The sequence below is a fragment of the Gordonia sihwensis genome, assembly GCF_029632925.1.
In the GTDB taxonomy this organism is placed as follows: Bacteria; Actinomycetota; Actinomycetes; order Mycobacteriales; family Mycobacteriaceae; genus Gordonia; species Gordonia sihwensis.
In genome coordinates this window covers 2505576-2523698 of record NZ_CP121248.1, presented here as the reverse complement: position 1 = coordinate 2523698, position 18123 = coordinate 2505576, and the positions used below count along the sequence as shown (strand labels likewise).

22 protein-coding genes are annotated in these 18123 nt (G+C 65.0%); 20 read left to right on the top strand and 2 right to left on the bottom strand.

The genetic code is table 11. The annotated features are described in order from the left end of the window. The first annotated feature begins 45 nt into the window (after positions 1-45). The 8 genes from P5P27_RS12180 (at position 46) to P5P27_RS12145 (ending at position 3236) form a co-directional block, all read left to right on the top strand. A complete protein-coding gene (locus P5P27_RS12180; protein WP_278124124.1) occupies positions 46-459 on the top strand; it encodes a head-tail connector protein in 414 nt (137 codons plus the stop codon). Then, entirely contained in the window at positions 456-779 is a 324-nt protein-coding gene (locus P5P27_RS12175) for a hypothetical protein (protein ID WP_278124123.1), read from the top strand. The genes P5P27_RS12180 and P5P27_RS12175 overlap by 4 nt, the downstream gene beginning before the upstream one ends. After that, on the top strand, positions 776-1117 hold the full coding sequence (locus P5P27_RS12170; RefSeq protein ID WP_278124122.1) for a hypothetical protein: 342 nt from the start codon (positions 776-778) through the stop codon (positions 1115-1117). Before P5P27_RS12175 ends, P5P27_RS12170 begins: the two co-directional genes overlap by 4 nt. Beyond that, positions 1114-1365 carry a hypothetical protein gene (locus P5P27_RS12165; protein WP_278124121.1) on the top strand — a complete coding sequence of 84 codons (252 nt, stop codon included), beginning with the start codon at positions 1114-1116 and terminating at the stop codon, positions 1363-1365. Before P5P27_RS12170 ends, P5P27_RS12165 begins: the two co-directional genes overlap by 4 nt. Then, a complete protein-coding gene (locus P5P27_RS12160) occupies positions 1362-1808 on the top strand; it encodes a minor capsid protein (protein WP_278124120.1) in 447 nt (148 codons plus the stop codon). Before P5P27_RS12165 ends, P5P27_RS12160 begins: the two co-directional genes overlap by 4 nt. Next, complete coding sequence (locus P5P27_RS12155) at positions 1805-2305, top strand: phage tail tube protein (protein ID WP_278124119.1); 501 nt, start codon at positions 1805-1807, stop codon at positions 2303-2305. The genes P5P27_RS12160 and P5P27_RS12155 overlap by 4 nt, the downstream gene beginning before the upstream one ends. A gap of 35 nt (positions 2306-2340) precedes the next feature. Continuing rightward, positions 2341-2904 carry a DUF7426 family protein gene (locus P5P27_RS12150; protein WP_222111651.1) on the top strand — a complete coding sequence of 188 codons (564 nt, stop codon included), beginning with the start codon at positions 2341-2343 and terminating at the stop codon, positions 2902-2904. A 113-nt stretch (positions 2905-3017) separates the two neighbouring features. Beyond that, entirely contained in the window at positions 3018-3236 is a 219-nt protein-coding gene (locus P5P27_RS12145) for a hypothetical protein (protein ID WP_222111652.1), read from the top strand. Here the strand turns inward: P5P27_RS12145 and P5P27_RS12140 are convergent. Further along, entirely contained in the window at positions 3233-3562 is a 330-nt protein-coding gene (locus tag P5P27_RS12140; RefSeq protein ID WP_222111653.1) for a hypothetical protein, read from the bottom strand. The genes P5P27_RS12145 and P5P27_RS12140 overlap by 4 nt on opposite strands. 40 nt (positions 3563-3602) lie before the next feature. On the opposite strand from P5P27_RS12140, the gene P5P27_RS12135 reads away from it, so the two are divergent. The 12 genes from P5P27_RS12135 to P5P27_RS12085 all read left to right on the top strand — a co-directional run bounded on the left by P5P27_RS12135 (position 3603) and on the right by P5P27_RS12085 (position 17221). Next, positions 3603-8642, top strand: coding sequence for a hypothetical protein (locus P5P27_RS12135; RefSeq protein ID WP_278124118.1), 5040 nt, complete (start codon positions 3603-3605; stop codon positions 8640-8642). Further along, positions 8642-9436 carry a hypothetical protein gene (locus tag P5P27_RS12130; RefSeq protein WP_278124117.1) on the top strand — a complete coding sequence of 265 codons (795 nt, stop codon included), beginning with the start codon at positions 8642-8644 and terminating at the stop codon, positions 9434-9436. The genes P5P27_RS12135 and P5P27_RS12130 overlap by 1 nt, the downstream gene beginning before the upstream one ends. Beyond that, positions 9433-10986, top strand: coding sequence for a Gp37-like protein (locus P5P27_RS12125; RefSeq protein WP_278124116.1), 1554 nt, complete (start codon positions 9433-9435; stop codon positions 10984-10986). Before P5P27_RS12130 ends, P5P27_RS12125 begins: the two co-directional genes overlap by 4 nt. Positions 10987-11050: 64 nt before the next feature. Continuing rightward, positions 11051-12073, top strand: a complete 1023-nt coding sequence (locus tag P5P27_RS12120) for an N-acetylmuramoyl-L-alanine amidase (protein ID WP_278124115.1) — start codon at positions 11051-11053, stop codon at positions 12071-12073. Continuing rightward, positions 11962-12255 (top strand): phage holin, encoded by a 294-nt coding sequence (locus tag P5P27_RS20805; protein WP_423201235.1) that lies wholly within the window; start codon positions 11962-11964, stop codon positions 12253-12255. Before P5P27_RS12120 ends, P5P27_RS20805 begins: the two co-directional genes overlap by 112 nt. Positions 12256-12295: 40 nt before the next feature. Then, a complete protein-coding gene (locus tag P5P27_RS12115) occupies positions 12296-12688 on the top strand; it encodes a hypothetical protein (RefSeq protein ID WP_278124114.1) in 393 nt (130 codons plus the stop codon). After that, positions 12685-13104 (top strand): hypothetical protein, encoded by a 420-nt coding sequence (locus P5P27_RS12110; RefSeq protein ID WP_278124113.1) that lies wholly within the window; start codon positions 12685-12687, stop codon positions 13102-13104. The genes P5P27_RS12115 and P5P27_RS12110 overlap by 4 nt, the downstream gene beginning before the upstream one ends. After that, entirely contained in the window at positions 13101-15365 is a 2265-nt protein-coding gene (locus P5P27_RS12105) for a hypothetical protein (RefSeq protein ID WP_278124112.1), read from the top strand. The genes P5P27_RS12110 and P5P27_RS12105 overlap by 4 nt, the downstream gene beginning before the upstream one ends. Next, on the top strand, positions 15366-15569 hold the full coding sequence (locus tag P5P27_RS12100) for a hypothetical protein (protein WP_278124110.1): 204 nt from the start codon (positions 15366-15368) through the stop codon (positions 15567-15569). Continuing rightward, complete coding sequence (locus P5P27_RS12095) at positions 15566-16603, top strand: glycine-rich domain-containing protein (RefSeq protein ID WP_278124108.1); 1038 nt, start codon at positions 15566-15568, stop codon at positions 16601-16603. Before P5P27_RS12100 ends, P5P27_RS12095 begins: the two co-directional genes overlap by 4 nt. Beyond that, the gene (locus P5P27_RS12090; protein WP_278124107.1) at positions 16603-16872 is read left to right on the top strand and encodes a DUF7233 domain-containing protein; all 270 of its coding nucleotides are present in this window, start codon (positions 16603-16605) and stop codon (positions 16870-16872) included. Before P5P27_RS12095 ends, P5P27_RS12090 begins: the two co-directional genes overlap by 1 nt. Position 16873: 1 nt before the next feature. After that, positions 16874-17221, top strand: coding sequence for a hypothetical protein (locus P5P27_RS12085; protein ID WP_278124105.1), 348 nt, complete (start codon positions 16874-16876; stop codon positions 17219-17221). A gap of 242 nt (positions 17222-17463) precedes the next feature. Here the strand turns inward: P5P27_RS12085 and P5P27_RS12080 are convergent, their stop codons facing one another. After that, entirely contained in the window at positions 17464-18105 is a 642-nt protein-coding gene (locus P5P27_RS12080; RefSeq protein WP_278124103.1) for a helix-turn-helix domain-containing protein, read from the bottom strand. Positions 18106-18123 lie beyond the last annotated feature (18 nt).

Sequence of the window (18123 nt, the reverse complement as noted above, 5' to 3'; positions counted from 1 at the left end):
CAGCCCGGCTGACACCCCACAACCGCATAGGAGCCTCCGCTGATGGTGCTGATCTACGCGACCGCCGCCGACATCGAAACATGGCTCGGCGAAACCCCGGACGCCGACAAGCCGATCGCACGGATGCTCCGGCAGGCATCAATCATGGTTGGCCGGGCCTGCCGCAACGACCTCTATGACGTCGACAGTGCAGGAAAACCCACCGACCCTGATCTCCTCGAGGCGATGCGCGACGCGACGTGCGCGCAAGTGGAGGTGTGGCTGTCGCTCGGGATTGACCCGGCGGGCGGCCTGGCTGCGATGGAACCACAGATCACCTCGACCAGTGTTGATGGCGGGTCGGTGTCGTACGACGCTGGCACATCGGTGCGCGCGAAGATCCGCGCCGCCGAAGCACTCTCACCCACCTCGTACTCGCTGCTGACCGCGGTCGGCCTTGCCGGACCCGAAGTCCAATGACCGACCCTCTCGCAATCTGGTGGACCATCCCAGTCACGGTGCGGCGCCTGCTCGGTTCCGGCCCATACGGCGACAGGTATGCCGACCCCACCGTCGAGTTGGGGCGGCTGTCCCGAAAGACCCGACTCGTCCGCAACGCGGCGGGGGAGGAGACTGTCGCCTCTGCACGCTGGTCCGGGCCCCTCGACACTCCGCCAATCCCGTCCGGTTCCCGCGTCACCCTCCCAGGCGAATCGCATGAGCGGACCGTGATCGCATCGGGCCGCAACGAAGCGATCCCGGGCGTCACCCCGAACCACTACCGAATCGAGATCGAATGACACTCGAATGGGATGGCGACAAGATCACCGCAGCCATCGAAGGGGGCGCCGAATCGGCACTCACGGTCGCCGGCGAAGTCCTCCTCGACGAGTCGAACCGCAGGGCACCTATCGAGACCGGGGCACTCATCCGGTCCGGTGTCGTCATCGCAGAGGGCACCGAAGCCGCCGTCGGATACACATCGGTGTACGCCGCCCGCCAGCACGAAGAGATTGGATGGTCCCACGACGCCGGACGGCAGGCCAAGTACCTCGAAACCGCACTCACAGGCAACGCTGACCGGCTCGAACATACCATCGCCACCCAACTTTCGAAGCACCTCGGAGGCAACTCGTGATCATCCGCCACAAAACCCCCGGATACACCGGACGCATCGTCATCGCCTGCCAGGAACTCAACTTCAAGAACGGTGTCGCCGAAGCCGAGGTGGACGCCGCGCAGGCCGCACGAATCCGCGTCCACGGCCACACCATGGAAACCGGTAAGAAGAAGCGGACTCCACGCCCTCCGACAACCCAGCAGGCGCCCGACATCAGCGACCCGACTGTTGAGATCACCGAGGAAGCGCCACCGGAGATCGGATGAGCACACCCACAGTCACTCGACTCCTCGACAGTCTCGCCCAGTATATGAACGATGCCGGTGTGGCGACCTTCGCCGCCGACGGCATATACCAGCCGACCGTCACAGCACCCGCCATCTACTTCGGGATGCTGCACGACAAACCTGATACCGCGGTCGCAATCAACCACTACGACACCGACCCAGATGTGTTCACGCACCAGCACAATCCGCTGATGCGAGTGCAGTTGCGGTGGCGCGGAGACCGAGACCCCCGCACCGTCCACCGGATCGCCGACAAAGGCTTCACAGCCTTGCACACCCTGACTCCCGGCCCCTGGCCGGGCGGGCTGCACCCCGCATGGGTGCAGCGCACCATCGTCGCCCCCATCGAAACCGACCAGAACGGCCGGTGGATGCGGTGCGACTCCTACGAAATCCGCCTCAACCCAGGAGTAACTCCATGACCACGCCCCTCCTTCCGCCCGACGGCAGCGCCCTCGACACCATCCCCGCCGGCCGCTACGCCTTCCAGGTCAACACCGGCACCACCGAGACGCCGACCTGGGTGTTCGTCAACGGACTCACCAACTTCGAACCGACCTACAAGCCGAAGCTCGAAGACGACACCGACATCACGAGCGACGGTTGGGAGTCGCAGGCCGTCACCGGAAACGCCCACTCCATCACCATCGAAGGCCTCGTCAAGGGCGAATCGGACCCGGACTTCGTGCCCGACCCCGGCATGCAGGTTCTCGTCGAAGCATCGAAGCAGACCGGCAAGGGTGCCCACATCCACGGACGCTACTGGCGGACCGACGAGATGTCGGAAGCTGTCGAGGCGCACTACGCCGTCGACTGCTCCCTCAAGGGGGGCAAGCCGACCGAGCTGCAGAAGTTCGGCGGCACCCTGACCGGTCGCGGCAAGCCGAAGGACATCACCAAGCCGACGACCACGCCGTAACCCACCACCGAGACTGAAATAGGAGGGCATTTCAGTTGTCTCACAATGCGTTCGCCGACCTGGCGGACTTCCACGACCCGGACCTGTATCTGACGATCCGCGGTAAGGAATACAGGATTCCGCAGCCGAACGCTTCAGTTGGGTTGAAGATCAGGCAGGCCTTCATGTCTAAGGTCATCTCGGATGCGACCGAACTCGAGTTCATTGCCGATATTCTCGGTGCCCATTGGGAGCCTGATGTGCAGACTGTCACTGTGCTCGACCCGATGACTGGTGAACCGGTCCTCGACGCTGACGGTAACCCGGTCGTCGAGGAGCAGGATCACGGAACCTGGGTTGGTGGCGTGTGGTCGCAGATGGATGCTGACGGTGTCGGCTGGGAAGAGTTGATGCACGCCGGCCGCACTGCGCTGATCGATGTCGGTATGGGTCGGTTGACGGCAGAGACGCACTGGCGGACGGGTTTGGTCGCGTCGCTGGATGGTGCGGGGTCGGAGGGAAACCCGTTGCCCGCCAAGCCGGAACCGAATCGGGCGGCTCGGCGGGCGAAGGCACCGGCCAAGAAGGCGGCGAAGCGGACCCAGAAGAAGACCACCTAGTCGAGGGTAGGTACGGCCTGTACGATCCGCGTCCTGGGGCGTACGGGTCTGATGATCCTGGGGGGACGGACTACAACCCTGTGACGGGTATTCGGGATCGGTACAACGCGGTGGTGCCTGTCGCGGAGCCGGTGATCCCGATGCGCGAGGTCACAGTCCGTGACGTTCTGTTGAATTGGCGGGCCGCCGAATGCGACCTGCACGAGGTGTTCGGGGTGGACGTCGAGGATCGGGTGTTGCTGCAGGAACGGTCGTGGCGATGGTTGGAGGTCCGGTTGAAGGATCTGATCAACCGGGGCCCTCGCCTCGGCCTCGCACTCAGGGCCGGTTAGCTGTAGGTCTCTTCGACTTTGCCGATGATGGCGCGTGCGGCGACCTGCGATCCGTCCATCCACGCGTCACACGTGAACGCGCGCTTCGTCACCGTGAACTCGGAACTGATGAAGGAGCCGGTCACCTTGAAGCGGTCGTCGCCATCGGGTTCGACCTTGACGTTCTTGAATGACGGACTGTTGTCGATGATCTTCGACGCCACCGACTTTTGGCACGCATCCTTGGCAGCGTCCTGCCAATAGTCATCGCTGCTCGGACCACCACATCCGGCGAGGCCGACAACGAGCACAGCCGCCGCGATCGCGGCAAACCCCATCTTCTTCATGCGCGGATCTTAGCCGTGCCATCTGACAGGAGGCCACGCCTTGGCACTGATCGTAGGACGCCTCGTCGCCCAACTCGGCTTGGACGACTCCGGTTTCACCGCCGGAATGGGTCGCGCCAAGACTGACATCGAGAAGACCAGTCAGGCGGCTGACAAGCTCGCCGACTCGTCGAAGTCTGCCGCGAAGGCTGTCGAGCAGATCGGTGACGGTGCCGCGAAGTCGCAGGGCCGAGCGCGGACCGAGACTGAACGCACCACCAAGGCGACCAACGACCTCGCCGAGTCAGCGAAACGCGCCGAGAAGGCGACCGAGCAAGCCGCAACCGGTGCCGCGACCGCACAAGGTCGGACCCGCACCGCAACCGACCAGACGACACAGTCCACGAACCGACTATCGGAGTCGGCACGGCGTGCACAGACCAGCGTCACCCAGGTAGGACAAGGCGCAGCCAGCGTCCGCACAGTCAAGGGTGCCGCAGACCAGGCGACCACCGCGACCAACGGACTCGCAGAAGCAGCGGGCCGCGCCAAGGCCGCCCTCGCCACCGTCGGCATCGGCGTCGGCATCGGCGCAACAATCAAGGCGATGACCGACTCCATCGGAGCCGCCCGCGCCCTCGGCGCACAGACGAACCAGATGAACGTCATCTTCGGCGACGGCAAAGCCAAGATCGAGGAATGGGGTCAGTCCGCCTCGACGACAATGCGCATGTCCCAGCGAGAAGCACAGGGGGCAGCCATCCAGTTCGCCACCTTCGGCCGCGCGATGGGCCTGTCAGGCGATCAGCTCGTGTCATTTTCGAAGGAGCAGTCCAAGCTGGCCGCAGACCTCGCAAGCTTCCAGGGCATCCCCGTCGCCGAGGCGATCCAGGCGATGGGATCAGCGTACGCGGGCGAGACCGAGACGATGCGACAGTACGGCGTCCTCATCGACGACAACACCCTCAAGCAGACCGCACTCGCGCACGGCATGGAGATCACCGGAGGCAACCTCACCCAGGTCCAGAAGAGCCAGGCGATCTACCTCGCGATGCAAGAGCAGCTCGCCTACGTCAACGGCGACGTCGAACGCTCCAACGGCAAGTTCGGTGCATCACTGAAGACTCTGACCGCCAACCTCGAAGAAACCCAGGCCGCCGTCGGCGAGAAGCTCATTCCCGTCGTGCAGCCGTTCATTGACCTCCTTTCGGGCCCAGGACTGGGGGCAGTGGAGGGCATAGCTTCGGCTGTCGGCGCAGCAGGATCAGCATTCAACAGCCTCCCCGGACCAATCCAGGCAGCACTGGGCAGTGTTGTTGCATTTCGTGTCGCGGCCCATTTCATGGGGGAACGCGTCCCGGTGGCGGGCAACCGCGTCGCGAACGCCCTCCGAGGAGTGACAGCCCAAACAACCGTCATGTCGGCGCAGGGACCAGTCCAAATGGGACGATTCGGGAGCTCGGTAGCAAATCTCGGTTCCCATGTCCCGATCCTGGCACGGATGCAGTCAGCGTTCGTCAACGCCGCGATCGGCGCTGAGCGGTTTCCCCGTGCAGCCGGTCTCGCCGCTGGTGCGATGACCGGAATGAAGGGCGCAGCATCAGGGCTCATCGGCGCGCTCGGAGGACCGTGGGGGCTCGCGATCGCAGGTGCCACCGCGGCTCTCGGATTGTGGATGCAGAAGAAGCAGGCGGACGCGCAGGCGTCGGAGGCAGCCAAAGCGCGCACGATGGAGTACGCCGACGCGCTGCGAGAATCCGGCGGCGCGATCGACTCGAACATCCGCAATATGGTTGCTAAGCAGATGGTCGAAAACGGCATGATTGACACTGCCGAGAAACTCGGTTTGTCGGAGCAGAAGTTGCTCGATGTCGTCACCCAAGGAAACGGTGCGGTCCGCGCTTTCATCCCAGAACTGAACTCTATGGCCGATGCTCATGGGGAAGGCCGCGACCAGTCAGCGAAGCTCGCCCTGCAGATGCTGAAGATGAGCAAGGAGATCGACGTCGCTCAGTCCAAAGCGATGCAGATGGCGAAGGCTACCGGCGATGTAAAGGTCAGCTTCGACGGGTCTTCGAGGTCCGCCGGAGCTATGTCGAAGGCGATGGTGGAGTTCTCGGAGTCCACCGACGGCGCGGCGTCGAAGGTCGACAAGCTGTCGAAGGCGCTCAACACTCTGCGCGATGACCGCCTCACTGAGGAAGAGGCTCTGCAGGCGTCCTCGTCAGCTATCAAGGACCTCGCCGAGGCGTGGGGCCAGGTCGATGCTGCTGCGGTCAAGGCCGACGGCTCGATCAATTTCGACACCCCAGATGCCATCGCGAAGTATGGCGCCCTTCAGGACAAGGTCGTCGATCTCGGCAAGACCTACGACCAGACCGCGGCTGCTGCGATGGAGCACGCCAGGGCCGAGAACATGGGGCCGGCCGAGGCGCTCGACTATGTGAGGTCGAAGGTAGATCCGCTCCGTCAGAGTCTGATCGATCAGGCGACCGCTGCCGGTGTCAGCGCTGAGGCCGCGGAGCGCATGGCCGATCGGTACCTCGGTGTGCCGAGCGAGATCCTGACGAAGCTCGACCTGCAGGGCACCGAGGCAGCCATCGCGAAGCTGAACCAGGTGCAGGTCAAGGGCGCACAGCCCGTCGAGGGCAAGTACACGCTGGTCGACAATACGCCCGCGGTGCGCGCGAAGCTCGACGAGATGAAGATCAAGTACTCGGTGATCGATGGCAAGCTCGTCATCTCCGACGAGGACGCCAAGAAGGCACAGGCCGCCCTCGAAACCCTCGGTGTGACCACCGAGACGCTCCCCGACGGCTTCGTGAAGATCACCGACACGAGTGACGCGAACATCGCCCGGCTGAAGGCGCTGGGCATCGAGGTCCAGCGGCTCCCAGACGGAACGATCGTCATCAACCCCGACGACGCCGAGTTCTGGCGGCGCGTGACCAAGGCGCAGGAAGACGGCCGGAAGAAGATCTACGTCGACATGATCCAGCGTGGAGCGTCCGACTGGGAGGCGGAGTTCCACGCGAACCTGGTCCAGAAGTCGCAGGAGCAGGGCCTTTCCAACGCGAACGGTTCGATCACGGAGTACGCGAGCGGTGGTGTGCGCCCCGCTGGCGTGCAGTCGATGCCCGACCAGGCCGTCATCGAGAAAGGCCGAGGCTCCGGGCTGGTGCGGTGGGCTGAGGGTGAAACCTGGTGGGAGTCCTACATCCCCGGGGCGCCGTCGAAGCGTCGCCGGTCCACGGCAATCCTGGACGAGACGGCTCGACGGTTTGGGTACGCACTGATGCCGGTCGATGCGATGCGCGGCGTCGTGGGGCTACTGCGGCGGGGTGGCTTCGCTAATCAGATTTCGGCGATTCTCAGCAAGCCAACTCCGTGGATATCCCAGTTCACCGGGCCTCGTGGACCGTCCACTGTGACCGCCTTCGCGAACGGCGGCGTCGCCGGCCGGGAGCCGTACGGTCTGCCTGCAGGTACCGATACCGGCGGGTACGGATCGTCCGGGAGCATCTTCCCGCAGTGGGTCCATGATCTCGAAGCGGCCTTCAATGTGAAGGCCTCGACGTATGCCGGCCACCAGGAGTCGTCGGGCCTCAACAAGGGAATCGACTGGTCCGGCAGCGTCGCCGACATGCAGCGGCTCGCCGAGTACTTCGTGTCACGCAAGTCCGACATGGAGCAGGTGATCTTCCAGAACCCGGAAACGGGGCAGCAGATCGGCGTTGCCGACGGTGAACTCGTCGGGCCGGGCACGTCGCAGCCTGGCTACTACCGCGACGACTGGGCGGAACACCAGAATCACGTCCACTCGCGGCAGAGCTACTCGATCCCCGCACCTGGGGCGGAAGGATCGACCGGTCAACAGATCCAGGACGTAACCCTGACGTCGTCGTCATCGCGTGACGATGTCGCCCGCAAGATCATCGCCGAGGGCCGCAAGCGCGGCTACACCGACGACCAGATCAAGGCTGTACTGGCGACCGCGATCCAGGAATCGAACCTCGATCCGAACGCGAATGGCGGGGGAGGCGCGTGGCACGGGATCTTCCAGCAGGACGAGTCCTACGAAGGTCGTGACGATCCGAACACGAACATCACGGGCTTCTACGACCGGCTGGATGAGAAGCGGGCAGCTGACCCTGACGCGGAAATCTACGACCAGATCTTCTGGCTGCAGCAGCGGCCGGGCGAGTCGTCGGCGGCGGAGGCTGTCGCTAACGGCCGCCAGGGTTACCTCACGGAGATCAAGAGCCAGGATGACGCAGCATCGAAGATGCTCGCCGAATTGGGGCCGAGTGTCGGAACCGGAACCGACAGCGGGTCCACCTCGGGGTCGAGTGTCGGGTCGCAGGTGTATGTCACCGGAGGCCATCTCGACAGTGTCGGCACCGGCTACACGCCGCCTGCAAGCACTCCGGATACCTCGGCATCGACGACGAGCACGGCCACAGATACCGGCCGCAAGAGACTGTTCACGCTTGGTGGCGGACGTATCTACAACGGGAATCCGGAGCAGCCTGACGTCGTCAAGCGTCTCCACGGCGGCACGATCCCGGGCACTGGGCGCGGCGACATCATCCCGATGATGGGCGAGCCCGGCGAAGAGGTCATCCGTCGAGATGTCGCGACACAGCCCGGAGTGCGGGCGGGACTGCAGCATCTCAACCGCACCGGCCGGTGGCCGGAGTTCCACGCGGACGGCGGCACGGTCGGCGGATTCACCTCCGGCTTCGGTGGCTACACCGATCCGGCGGTCGCCAAGGTCGGCATCCTCGACCACGCTCTCGGCTACTACCTCGAGCAGCTGTATCGACTCGGGGTCGCCGGGTACGGCGGGGCAGCGATGGCGGCGTCGGCGATCGGCACCGACGGCACCTTCCAAGGACTGTCCACGGGGAGCACATCGTTCCCGATCCTGGACGACATCGCGCAGAAACTCGACGAGGTCATCAAGGAAGGTCGCGTGGGGTCGATCGGAATCTACGTAGGAGAAGGAGGGCAGATCGTCGTGGAGGACATGGGGAAGCTCCGGCAAACCCAGGACAAGGCAGTCCAGGACGCCATGATGCGGTCGGCGGTGATGCGCTAATGGTCGACTACTACCTCATCGGCGTAGACGGAGACACCCGCATCGACCTATCCGACCCCGAATCACCGATCCGCCTCACGGTCGACCCGGAAGGACTCGACGGCCCCCCACACGATCCCGCCATGCAGGAGAACGTGAACCAGGGCGGTGCCTTCTACAAGGGGCAGCAGGACAAGCCGAACCAGATCAAGCTCCTGTACCGCTTCGGAGGCGGCATAGGCTTCGACTCCGACGAGCTGATGGAGGCGGCGATCACGTGGCGCCGATCCCTCGGAACCGGACGTGAACTCGCCGAATTCCATGTCGTCGACGATCAAGGCACCGACCGTTGGCAGTGGGTCCGAAACTCCGGATCATACGGTGGTCCAGCACCATCGAAGCTCCGGTCAGCCCAGTACGTCGGCAACGGCGGGGTGACACTTACCTCGGACTCGTCGTACTGGGAGTCCGAAGCCATCGACGTCCTCGATCCGACGACTGTCTCCAACGGTGGCGACTTCGCAGCATGGCCGCAGTGGGAAATCACCGGGCCTACTACCGGTTTGAAGATCGGCGTCGACGGGGAACAGATCGCTCTCGCCAACATCCCAGCAGGGAAGGTGTACACGATCGACACTGACCCGACTCTGCCGCGGATCATGCTCGACGGTGTAGACAACTGGGCGTCGGCAGCAGGCCGGCAATCGTTCCGTAAATCGGTCCCACCAGGGGAGACGGTGTCGGTCACGACCATCGGTTCGGCTGACAGTGTGCGCCTGGTTCTGCCGCAGCAGCATTGGGCGGCGATCGGATGACCATCATCCTCGGACCGCGCAGGCCGACCGAACCCGACACGAAACTGTTCGACATCGAGATCAACACCTCGAACACTGTCGACGTCAATGCGTGGCGACCATTCGGCGAGTACCAGCGCGCGAAGTTCCAGTGGGCGTGGGGTATCCCCGCCGTCGCCGAGGTTCAGATCGCCAAGACGCACCCGATGGCGGAACTCGTAATGCAGTGCCGACGCCGCATCGTGTCTGTCGTCGTCCACCACAACGGTCTCCGTTGGGACGGTCGCGTAATGGCCGCCCGCTACAAGGGGAGGCCAGGCCAGGAGATCGTCACAGTCTCCATGGTCAACAACCTGATCTGGCAGTCGTCGGCGCTCGCGTGGCCGCAACCACTGTTCCCGAGACCCGAGTTCCAGTTCCCGAAGCACGACATCGGATTCGGGCCATTGGATGGCGTCTACAAGTACTTTTCGGCGAAGAACTACACACGGATGTTGTCTCCGGTGTATGCGAAACTGCCGATCAAGTACGACGTGCCGAGCCTCCCTAACTTGAACAACGTCAGTTCGGTTGACAACCTCCTGGACTACATCGCGGACAGCACTGATGATTTGGTGGCGGTGTGGGCGCGGATGACTCCGCTCGATGAGCTACACAAGCATCACTTCTCAATCTCGGACCGCGCCCCAATCATCAACGCATACCGGCCCGGAATCGACCCCGACCCAGGCCAGGTGTTCAACGCCGACAGCCTCGGACACCTCGAGAACATCATCTCGTGGGAGGGGCTCGAACACTTCTTCTACTTCCTCAACCCCGGCAACATCCTCGGGTTGGCGAACCCGAACAACTGGCTGAAGGCAACGAAGCCCTGCTACGTGCTGGATACGGTCGAGAAGCGGGACCGCCGGCACATGGAGTGGCGCACCGACGGCGGCAACATTATCGACGTCGAACGGTACGTCACCCACCCCGAGGGATATCAGGCCATCGTCGGCGGCAAAGCGCCAGAGATCGCCAACAACCTCATCCAGATGGCAATCAACCTCCTCATCCAAGGAGCAATGTCCGCGCTGCAGATCGGCGGGGCCGCCCCCGTCGTAGGGGACTTGTTCAACGACATCTTCTTCGCCTACAACATGTTCTCCGATGAGGACCTGAAGGCCGAACTTGGGCGGCACGCGCTGCCGGAGCGGTTTGCTGATTCGACGTCGGCATTCTCGCTCGATGCGCTTGCTGCGGGCTCGTCGAAGTTGAAGGAGATCGGCGGCCAAGACACGTTGAAGCTGACTGTTCTGGCCGGCAATGCCGGGTACGAGCTGGGTGAGGATGACGGGTCAGGACGGCGGTTCAAGGTTGGCGACATCATGACGTTCACGGACACGGACTTCGGGACGAGTGTGGAGCAGTATGTGTCGGCGGCTGAGGTGGAGCATACGCCTGGTCAACAGAAGGTGACGACGGTGACGCTTGGCGACGATCTGAATCTACGGTCCGGTTGGGATCGGGTGGTCGAGAAGATCGGCATGGTCGCCGGCGGCATCAACGCCATCGCCAACAGCACGAGCTGAGTCTCAGCTCGGTTCATCATCAACCCCGCCATCAGCGGGGTTTTCGCATATCAGGAGGCAATCCATGGGCAAACCCACATTCCGGTACCTCGAGCTACTGGGACCGAACAGGCAGTCGCGGAACGGTGCCCGCGTGCCGTACTTCTTCCTCCACACCGAGGAAGGCTCGTCGACGGCCGAGAACCTCGTCCGAAGCGGCAACGCAAGCGGCGCATTCTCGTACCACTACATCGCCGACGACTCGACGCTCGTCGCGATGGTCGACACCGACTACGGCTCGTGGTCGGTCCTCGATGCGAACAACCGATCGATCAATTTCTGCTTCGCAGGGTCCCGCGCAAGCCAGTCGCGCGAGGTGTGGCTGTCGAAGTTCCGCAACGCGATCCGCATCGCCGCGTGGACGTTCGCCGAGGACGCGAAGAAGTACCCGTACCTTCGCGCTGTTGTCCAGGGCCGCCCATACCCGAAGGGCGACGTCGCGTGCATCAGCGACCACAACTTCGTCACACGCGTTCTCGGTATCGGCACCCACACCGATGTCGGTCCGAACTTCCCGTGGGACGTCTTCGAGGCAGACCTCCGCGCGGTCCTCGCGCCCGCCCCGACCGCGCCCGTGGTGAACCGGATCGACGAGTGCGCTGGCAAGAACCAGTGGCTCGGAAAGCGAATCACCGTCGGCGAGAAGGTCTGCCCCGACAGGCGCGGCCGGTTCGCCAAGTTCGAAAACGGCTACGTGTACTGGACGGCGACGACCGGTGCGTACGCGATCCCCAACCGCATCTTCGAGACCTGGGCTGAGCACGGCTTCGAGAAGGGCTACGGCTACCCCGTCAACGTCGCCACCACCATCAACGGCGGCGATATCCAGGCGTTCGAGCGTGCCGTCATCTACCGGCAGGACGGCCAGGTTGGTCACCCGGTGTACGGCGAGATCTTCAAGCGGTACGCCCGCGACGGCTACGAGCCGGTCCTCGGGTGGCCGATCGGAGACGAGCACGACAACGGTACCGGAGGTCGAATCCAGTCATTCGAGCATGCCGACCTGATCTGGGATCCGTCCGGCGTTTCGAAGGTGGTGAAGAAGTGACCTGGTTGACGCCTGCTGTGCGGCAATGGATCTACCTCGTACTGACCGCACTGTTGCCGATTCTTGTCGGGTATGGGGTAGTGGCTGAGACTGACGTTTCACTGTGGCTAGCGCTCGCGGCGGCGATCCTTGGAGCGGGTGGTACGGCGCTCGCAGCATCCCATACGCCGAAAGACGACTGACCTTATGCGGTGGCCGCGTCGTGGTGATTGGGTGCCGCTGATGCCGGAGCGGTCCCGGATGCTCGTCATCCTCGCCGTCCCGATCGAGGCGATCCTCCGGGCCTGGGACTACCTCACACCAGACATCCAGCCGCCGACTCTGTCGCTGAGCGTGGTGGAGCAGATGATGCCGCTCGAGGTGTGGGGTGCGATCTGCGCGGTGGTCGGTGTGGTGACGGTGTGGGGGTTCGCGATGCGGTGGCCGCGGACTGCGATCGCCGGGCTCCGTCTCGGTGGCGCCACCTACGGACTGTTGGCGTTGGGGCAGTGGCTTGCGGTGGTCGACAATCCGTGGCTTGACGGCGTCCGCTCCCCGGCGATCACCACGATTTTCGCGGTCGCCTACTGGGGTCTAGCGAGGGGATACACACAGCAGATGCGGAGCCGTGCATGACCGTAGGTGACCTACCCATCGGCACCCCGTGGTGGGTCGCCCTCATCATCATCGTTGCTTTCGGTCGGCCGGCGTTGGGGTCGGCGATCATGTCGCGGGTGCCGGGATGGTTGGGTGCGTATGCCCGGCATCGGCAGTCGCGGACCCCGGAGGGCCGCGCAGATCTGTCGTTGTCGGCGGCATGGGAGCGGCAGGACCGCGAGATCAAGCGCCTCGCGGCCGCGTACGACTCCCTCTCGGAGGATCACAGTGAGCTGACAACGCGCGTCGACAGCCTCGACCGCAAGCTCGCGATCATGACGAAGAGGTTCTTCGCCGCGCTCGCACATATCCGAATCCTCCGTGCCGTCGTACTGCGCATCGACCCGACCTATCAGCTTCCTTCTGTACCGGACGATCTGGAGGAGTACCTGTGAGCACACCGCCTCTCTCGGAGAATGGCACGCCCTGGAATCAACTTCCCGGCGCAACGGGTGGTATCCGTCGCAATCTCACCCGCCCGCCGGCGAATCCGATGCAGCAGCTCGAGAAGGTCTTCCTCAGCCCGTTCGCGCGGATTGCTGCCGAGCTGACCGGTGGCGACCCCGAAGACTGGGACACCATCGAGGAGATCATCGACAACATCGTCGGCGCGATCCCCGCGGCGGCTGACTTCATCGGGAACCTGCTCTCGGGCGTGATCCCGATCGGGTTGCTCGCTCCGACTGTCCCGAATCTCCTGGCGAACGGGGCGTTCGACGGCGCGGTGTCGATCGTCGAGGGCGACGGCTGGGTGTACGACCCGGACGTCGGCCGGACGTCGCCGGGCGCGGCGCGCTACGACTGCACCGGTGTCGCAGGGATGCAGCTCTCGACGCCGGTGCAGGTTGCTGAGGGTCAGAAGGTCGCGGCGTCGGTGTATGCGAAGTGGGCGGGTGTGGCCGCGGGTAGTGGTGCGGGTATTCGTCTGGTGGCGCGCTGGTACAACGGCGAGTCTCTTGTGTCGACGTCTGAGGTTGGGGCGGTTGTGGCGCCTGCTGCGGCTGGTGGCTGGTCGAAGCTCTCGGGCGAGATGTCGACGCCGTCGGGTGTCGAGACGGTGTGCCTCGCCCTCGTCGTCGACGCTGGTGTCTCGGCGGGGCAGGTGTGGTGGGATGACGCATCGCTGACGAAGCCGACCGCGTCGCTGCCTCAGCAGTGGATCGCAGGTCTCGTCGATGACCTCGGCGAGTTCTTGACGATGCTCGACCAGATCGCATCGATCGTCGCTGGTGGCGCGGTCACTGCGATCAACGGTGTCGTGCAGGAGTTCAAGGATGGGTGGGCCGCGGCTCAGTCGATCACGACGAACATCGCCGGCAACATCACCTCGGCGGTATCGGGTGGAATCGCGGTCGGCGAGGGCATCGTCAAGGACGTTTTCGACACGATCGCCAACATCTTCGGTCTAGCGGGTACGGCTCGCGAGATCGCGATGAGTGCGCAGACGCAGCTCCAGGAGATCACCAACAACGGCCAGACGCCGGAGGGCTTCGACGGGTACACGTGGTCGACGATCTTCTCTGGCGCGGATGGTGCCTCGCTGCCGTCTGGTGACTGGCCGCTCAGTGCCGGGCTCGCGATCCGTGGCGATCAGGGGCATGTCGGGATCGCGGAGTCGCAGGGGCTCGGGCACTGGTGGGCTCGAGCAGCGGGCGCATTCGCGTCTGACACGCAGTCGACGTCGGTGGTCTTGGGTCCGCGCGGCCGGTACGGACAGGACTGGGATACGGGCCTGTACCTGAGGGTCGACGATGCGATGGCGGTCGGCGCGTTCGCGCGGGTCCGATCCAATCGGATCGACATCGGACGGTTCACCAGGTCGGGCACGACGTGGAATCACTTCCAGTTCACGCAGATCGCGACCCAGGTCCGGGAGGGCGATCTGGTGCGGTTTCGAGCGACAGGAGACACCTATTATGTGCTGGTCAACGGCATCGTCCGGGCGTCCTACACGGACGGGTCGGCGTCGGTCGCGAAGGGGGCGGCGTACCGGCGGGCCGGATTCTCGCAGCAGCGGAATGAGTACTACTCGTTCCCGTTCACGTACCGCGACGACTCGTACCGTGTCGCCGCGTTCGCTATGGCGGACTGGGCGCCGCCGGGGGCGACAGTGACGACGCCGGGTTGGCGGCTGCGCCGCGGATCGGGCAACGAGGTCGCGCTCGCGGTCAATCACGGCGAGCAGGCTCCGATGCCGTCCGGTTTCTACAACGTCAACGACCTCGGTGTCGGCGTCACCGTATCGGACCTCGGCACAGGCCAGGTCACGATCACCTCAGACGGCTGGTATGAGATCGCGTCGACAGGCATCCACCGCGACAGCGAAGCGAACACATCGAACCAGACCACGACACAGATGATGGGTGTCGCTCACGTCGCGAACGCATGGCACGCCTCACCGTGGGTGCTCTATGTCGACGGCGCCGCGGTCGCTGGACCGATGATGGCCGGCGTCTCGACCACGATCTATCTCGCCGCAGGGCAAGTCGTTCGGCCCGGCGTCTCGGCGTCGTCGCCGATCATGCCCGGCGCAGCAGTCGTCGACGTCGACGGCACCCGCTCCACGACCAACAACCGCGCGATGCAGGGCCGGTCTCGGATCACCGGAGTCTCCGGTGCACCCTCAGCCTCCTTCACTGGCAGAAAGGTCGGATAGATGTCCGCAACCACCTTCACCCTCGACGACCTCCCCGGCGTTGAGTTCACCGTCGAGCGCGGCAGCGGCGGGGAAGCCGGCCTGCCGTCGACATGGATCACCCTCGTCGGCACCAGGCAAGAGACTCCCGCGCCGACCGACGACATCCCTGACCCCGACCCGATCGACGTCGAGGTCTGCCGCATCGGATTCGCCGGACCGTGACCTGGTCACCCACACGCCCCGCACCAGCAGCCCCCGCGCAGGGCTGGATCGGCGACACCGGCCCACAAGCGGCCGATCCGGTGCAGGGTTGGACGCGCGCTCGACTCGCCGCCGCACTGGCCTCGGAGTTCTCCAGTCACGATGCGGCAGCGCTGCAGGCGCATCTGACCGGCACTGACGAGAGCCGCGCCCTCGACGCCGCTGCACTGCGCGCTCACCTGACCGGCAGCGGCGCGGCCGCGGTGGTCGACGGCGCCGCGCTCGTGGCGCATCTGACCGGCACGGGCCGCTCGCACGGTGTCGATCGCGCGGACGCAATGATCCGCTGGCACCTCACGGGCACCGGTCACGCTCGCAGCCGGGACCGTGCTGCTCTGCGCGCGCACCTGTCCGGGCCGCCGACAGTCGGCCATGCGTCGGATGGTGCGGCGGGTCGGTTCTCGGTGCACGCACCGGAGATCACCGTCTATGACCAGCCCGGCACCTTCTCCTACCCGGTACCCGGATGGTGTACGCACCTGGATTTCGTCGTGATCGGCGGCGGCGCGTCGGGACAGTCTGGGTCGGGCACGCTCTACGGCGCGGGCAAGGGCGGCATCCCCGGCACCTGGGCTGGGAAGACCGTCGTCCGGCTGAACGAGTGGATGTCCACGAGCCGAATCCCGTTCGAGACGTCGGCGCTCTCGGTCACGGTCGGAGCAGGAGGTGCGAAGGCGCCGAACTCGGACTACGGCGGGCCGAACCCCGGCACAGCAAGCGCGGTGAGCTACAGCAGCGGCACGAACGTCGTGGTATTCGCGCAAGGCGTGGGCGGGTCTGGGACCGGCGACTACCAGAACGGTCGCCCGGTCCCAGATTTCACCTACGCGGGCACCACGTACACCGGCGGCGCATCCGGCACCGGAAACGGTGGTGCCGCGAGCGCGCCCGGCGGCGCCGGCGCCGGCGGTAACGGCGGCGTATTCGGCAACCGGACCCGCGGCGGCGCCGGCGGCGCGGGCCGAGTCTGGATCATCGCCAGGCAGGAGTACTGATGCAGATCACCCTGCCCGCGCGAGTCCCGGATCGGCTGATCGTCCCGCTCGGCTCCCAGATCACCGCGACCACCGACACCGATACCGGGCTGCTCATCACCCTCGACCACATCGACTACGACTACACACCGTTCGCAGACCCGGCCGCGCCCGCGTTCGAGTTCCTCGCCGACGTCATCCGCATCGCATCCGACCGCACCATCACCATCGACCGATCCGAGACCTGCATCAGCAGCCCCGGACGGACCTCACGAGAGAAGGACACCTGACATGGCGAAAACCGCCGCGCACCGCAAGCAGATCGCCGACCTCATCGCCAGTCTCGGCGCGAAGATCACCTTCCACGAGTCCGACCCCGGCACCACCGGTGCCGGCCTCATCGCGACCACCCCGGCATCCGGTACGACGACGTGGGCCGCAGCCACCGACAACGGCACCGAATCGCAGGTGCAGGGCTCCGCGGTCCCGCTACTGGTGCCAGCGGGTAAGACCGTCTCCCACTACGGAATCTGGAACGGCAGTACGTTCCTGCGCGGTGAGCAGCTCGACTCGTCGATCATCGTCAACGGCACCGGACCGGTGTCGGTCGACGTCACCCCGAAGTTCACGTTCGACTAGACCCCGCCGCGCAGTGCGAAGGCCCCCGACCTCTCGAGGTCGGGGGCCTTTCGTCGTATCCCCACTCACGTGGGGAGCACTGCCGTGTGATCCGTAGCGCTAGTCTGCCGAACACAGCCACTCACGGATCATCCCCACCGAGGTGGGGAACACGACTATCTGATCCATATCGAGAGCTTGCCGAACGCAAGTACTCACGGATCATCCCCACTCTCGTGGGGAGACTTCACTATAGCCGGACGCTACCCAGTGGTGCCAGATTTCAGGATCCGGTGCACACGCTGGCGGGACAGTCCGCACAACTCACCGATCCGCGCCGCCGACACCCCGGCTTTCGCCGCCGCGCGGATCGCCTGATGACGCCGGGTCTCGGCGCGGCTCATACGCTGCGCGGCCTGCTCATACTCTGTGCCGGATGCGCGCAGCTCACGCTCGACGTCACCGCGGATCGCGTCGATGTCCGCGCGGGCTCCATCGACTGCGGCCGTCAGCGACTCCCACGTCAGGTCATCGCCGGCCAGATGGACCGGTGCCGTGCCGCCGGTGACATCGGCGCGGGCGAGCGGCTGCGGAAGGACTGGAGACACCGGCGACATGCCGGTGATCTGCACCGTGACGCCCTCATCGGAGGTCCACTCCGCGGTGCGCCCCATCGCGGCCTGCACCAGCGGCCACACCTGCTCCTGCACGGTGCGGGTCGGCTCGGGCGTGAGCGTGTGGGCGAGGACGACCTCCCAGAAGTCGTCGGCTTCCATCGCGGCGTCGAGTCCGTGGCGGTCGGTGAGGGTGTCGACGATCTGGTCGACGTCGTAGCTGGCGGCGTCGGCGCCGAGGGACTGCTCGACGAGGGCGACGACGTCGCGGCGGGTGATCGGGTCACGCATGAGAGGTCTCCTGTCGGG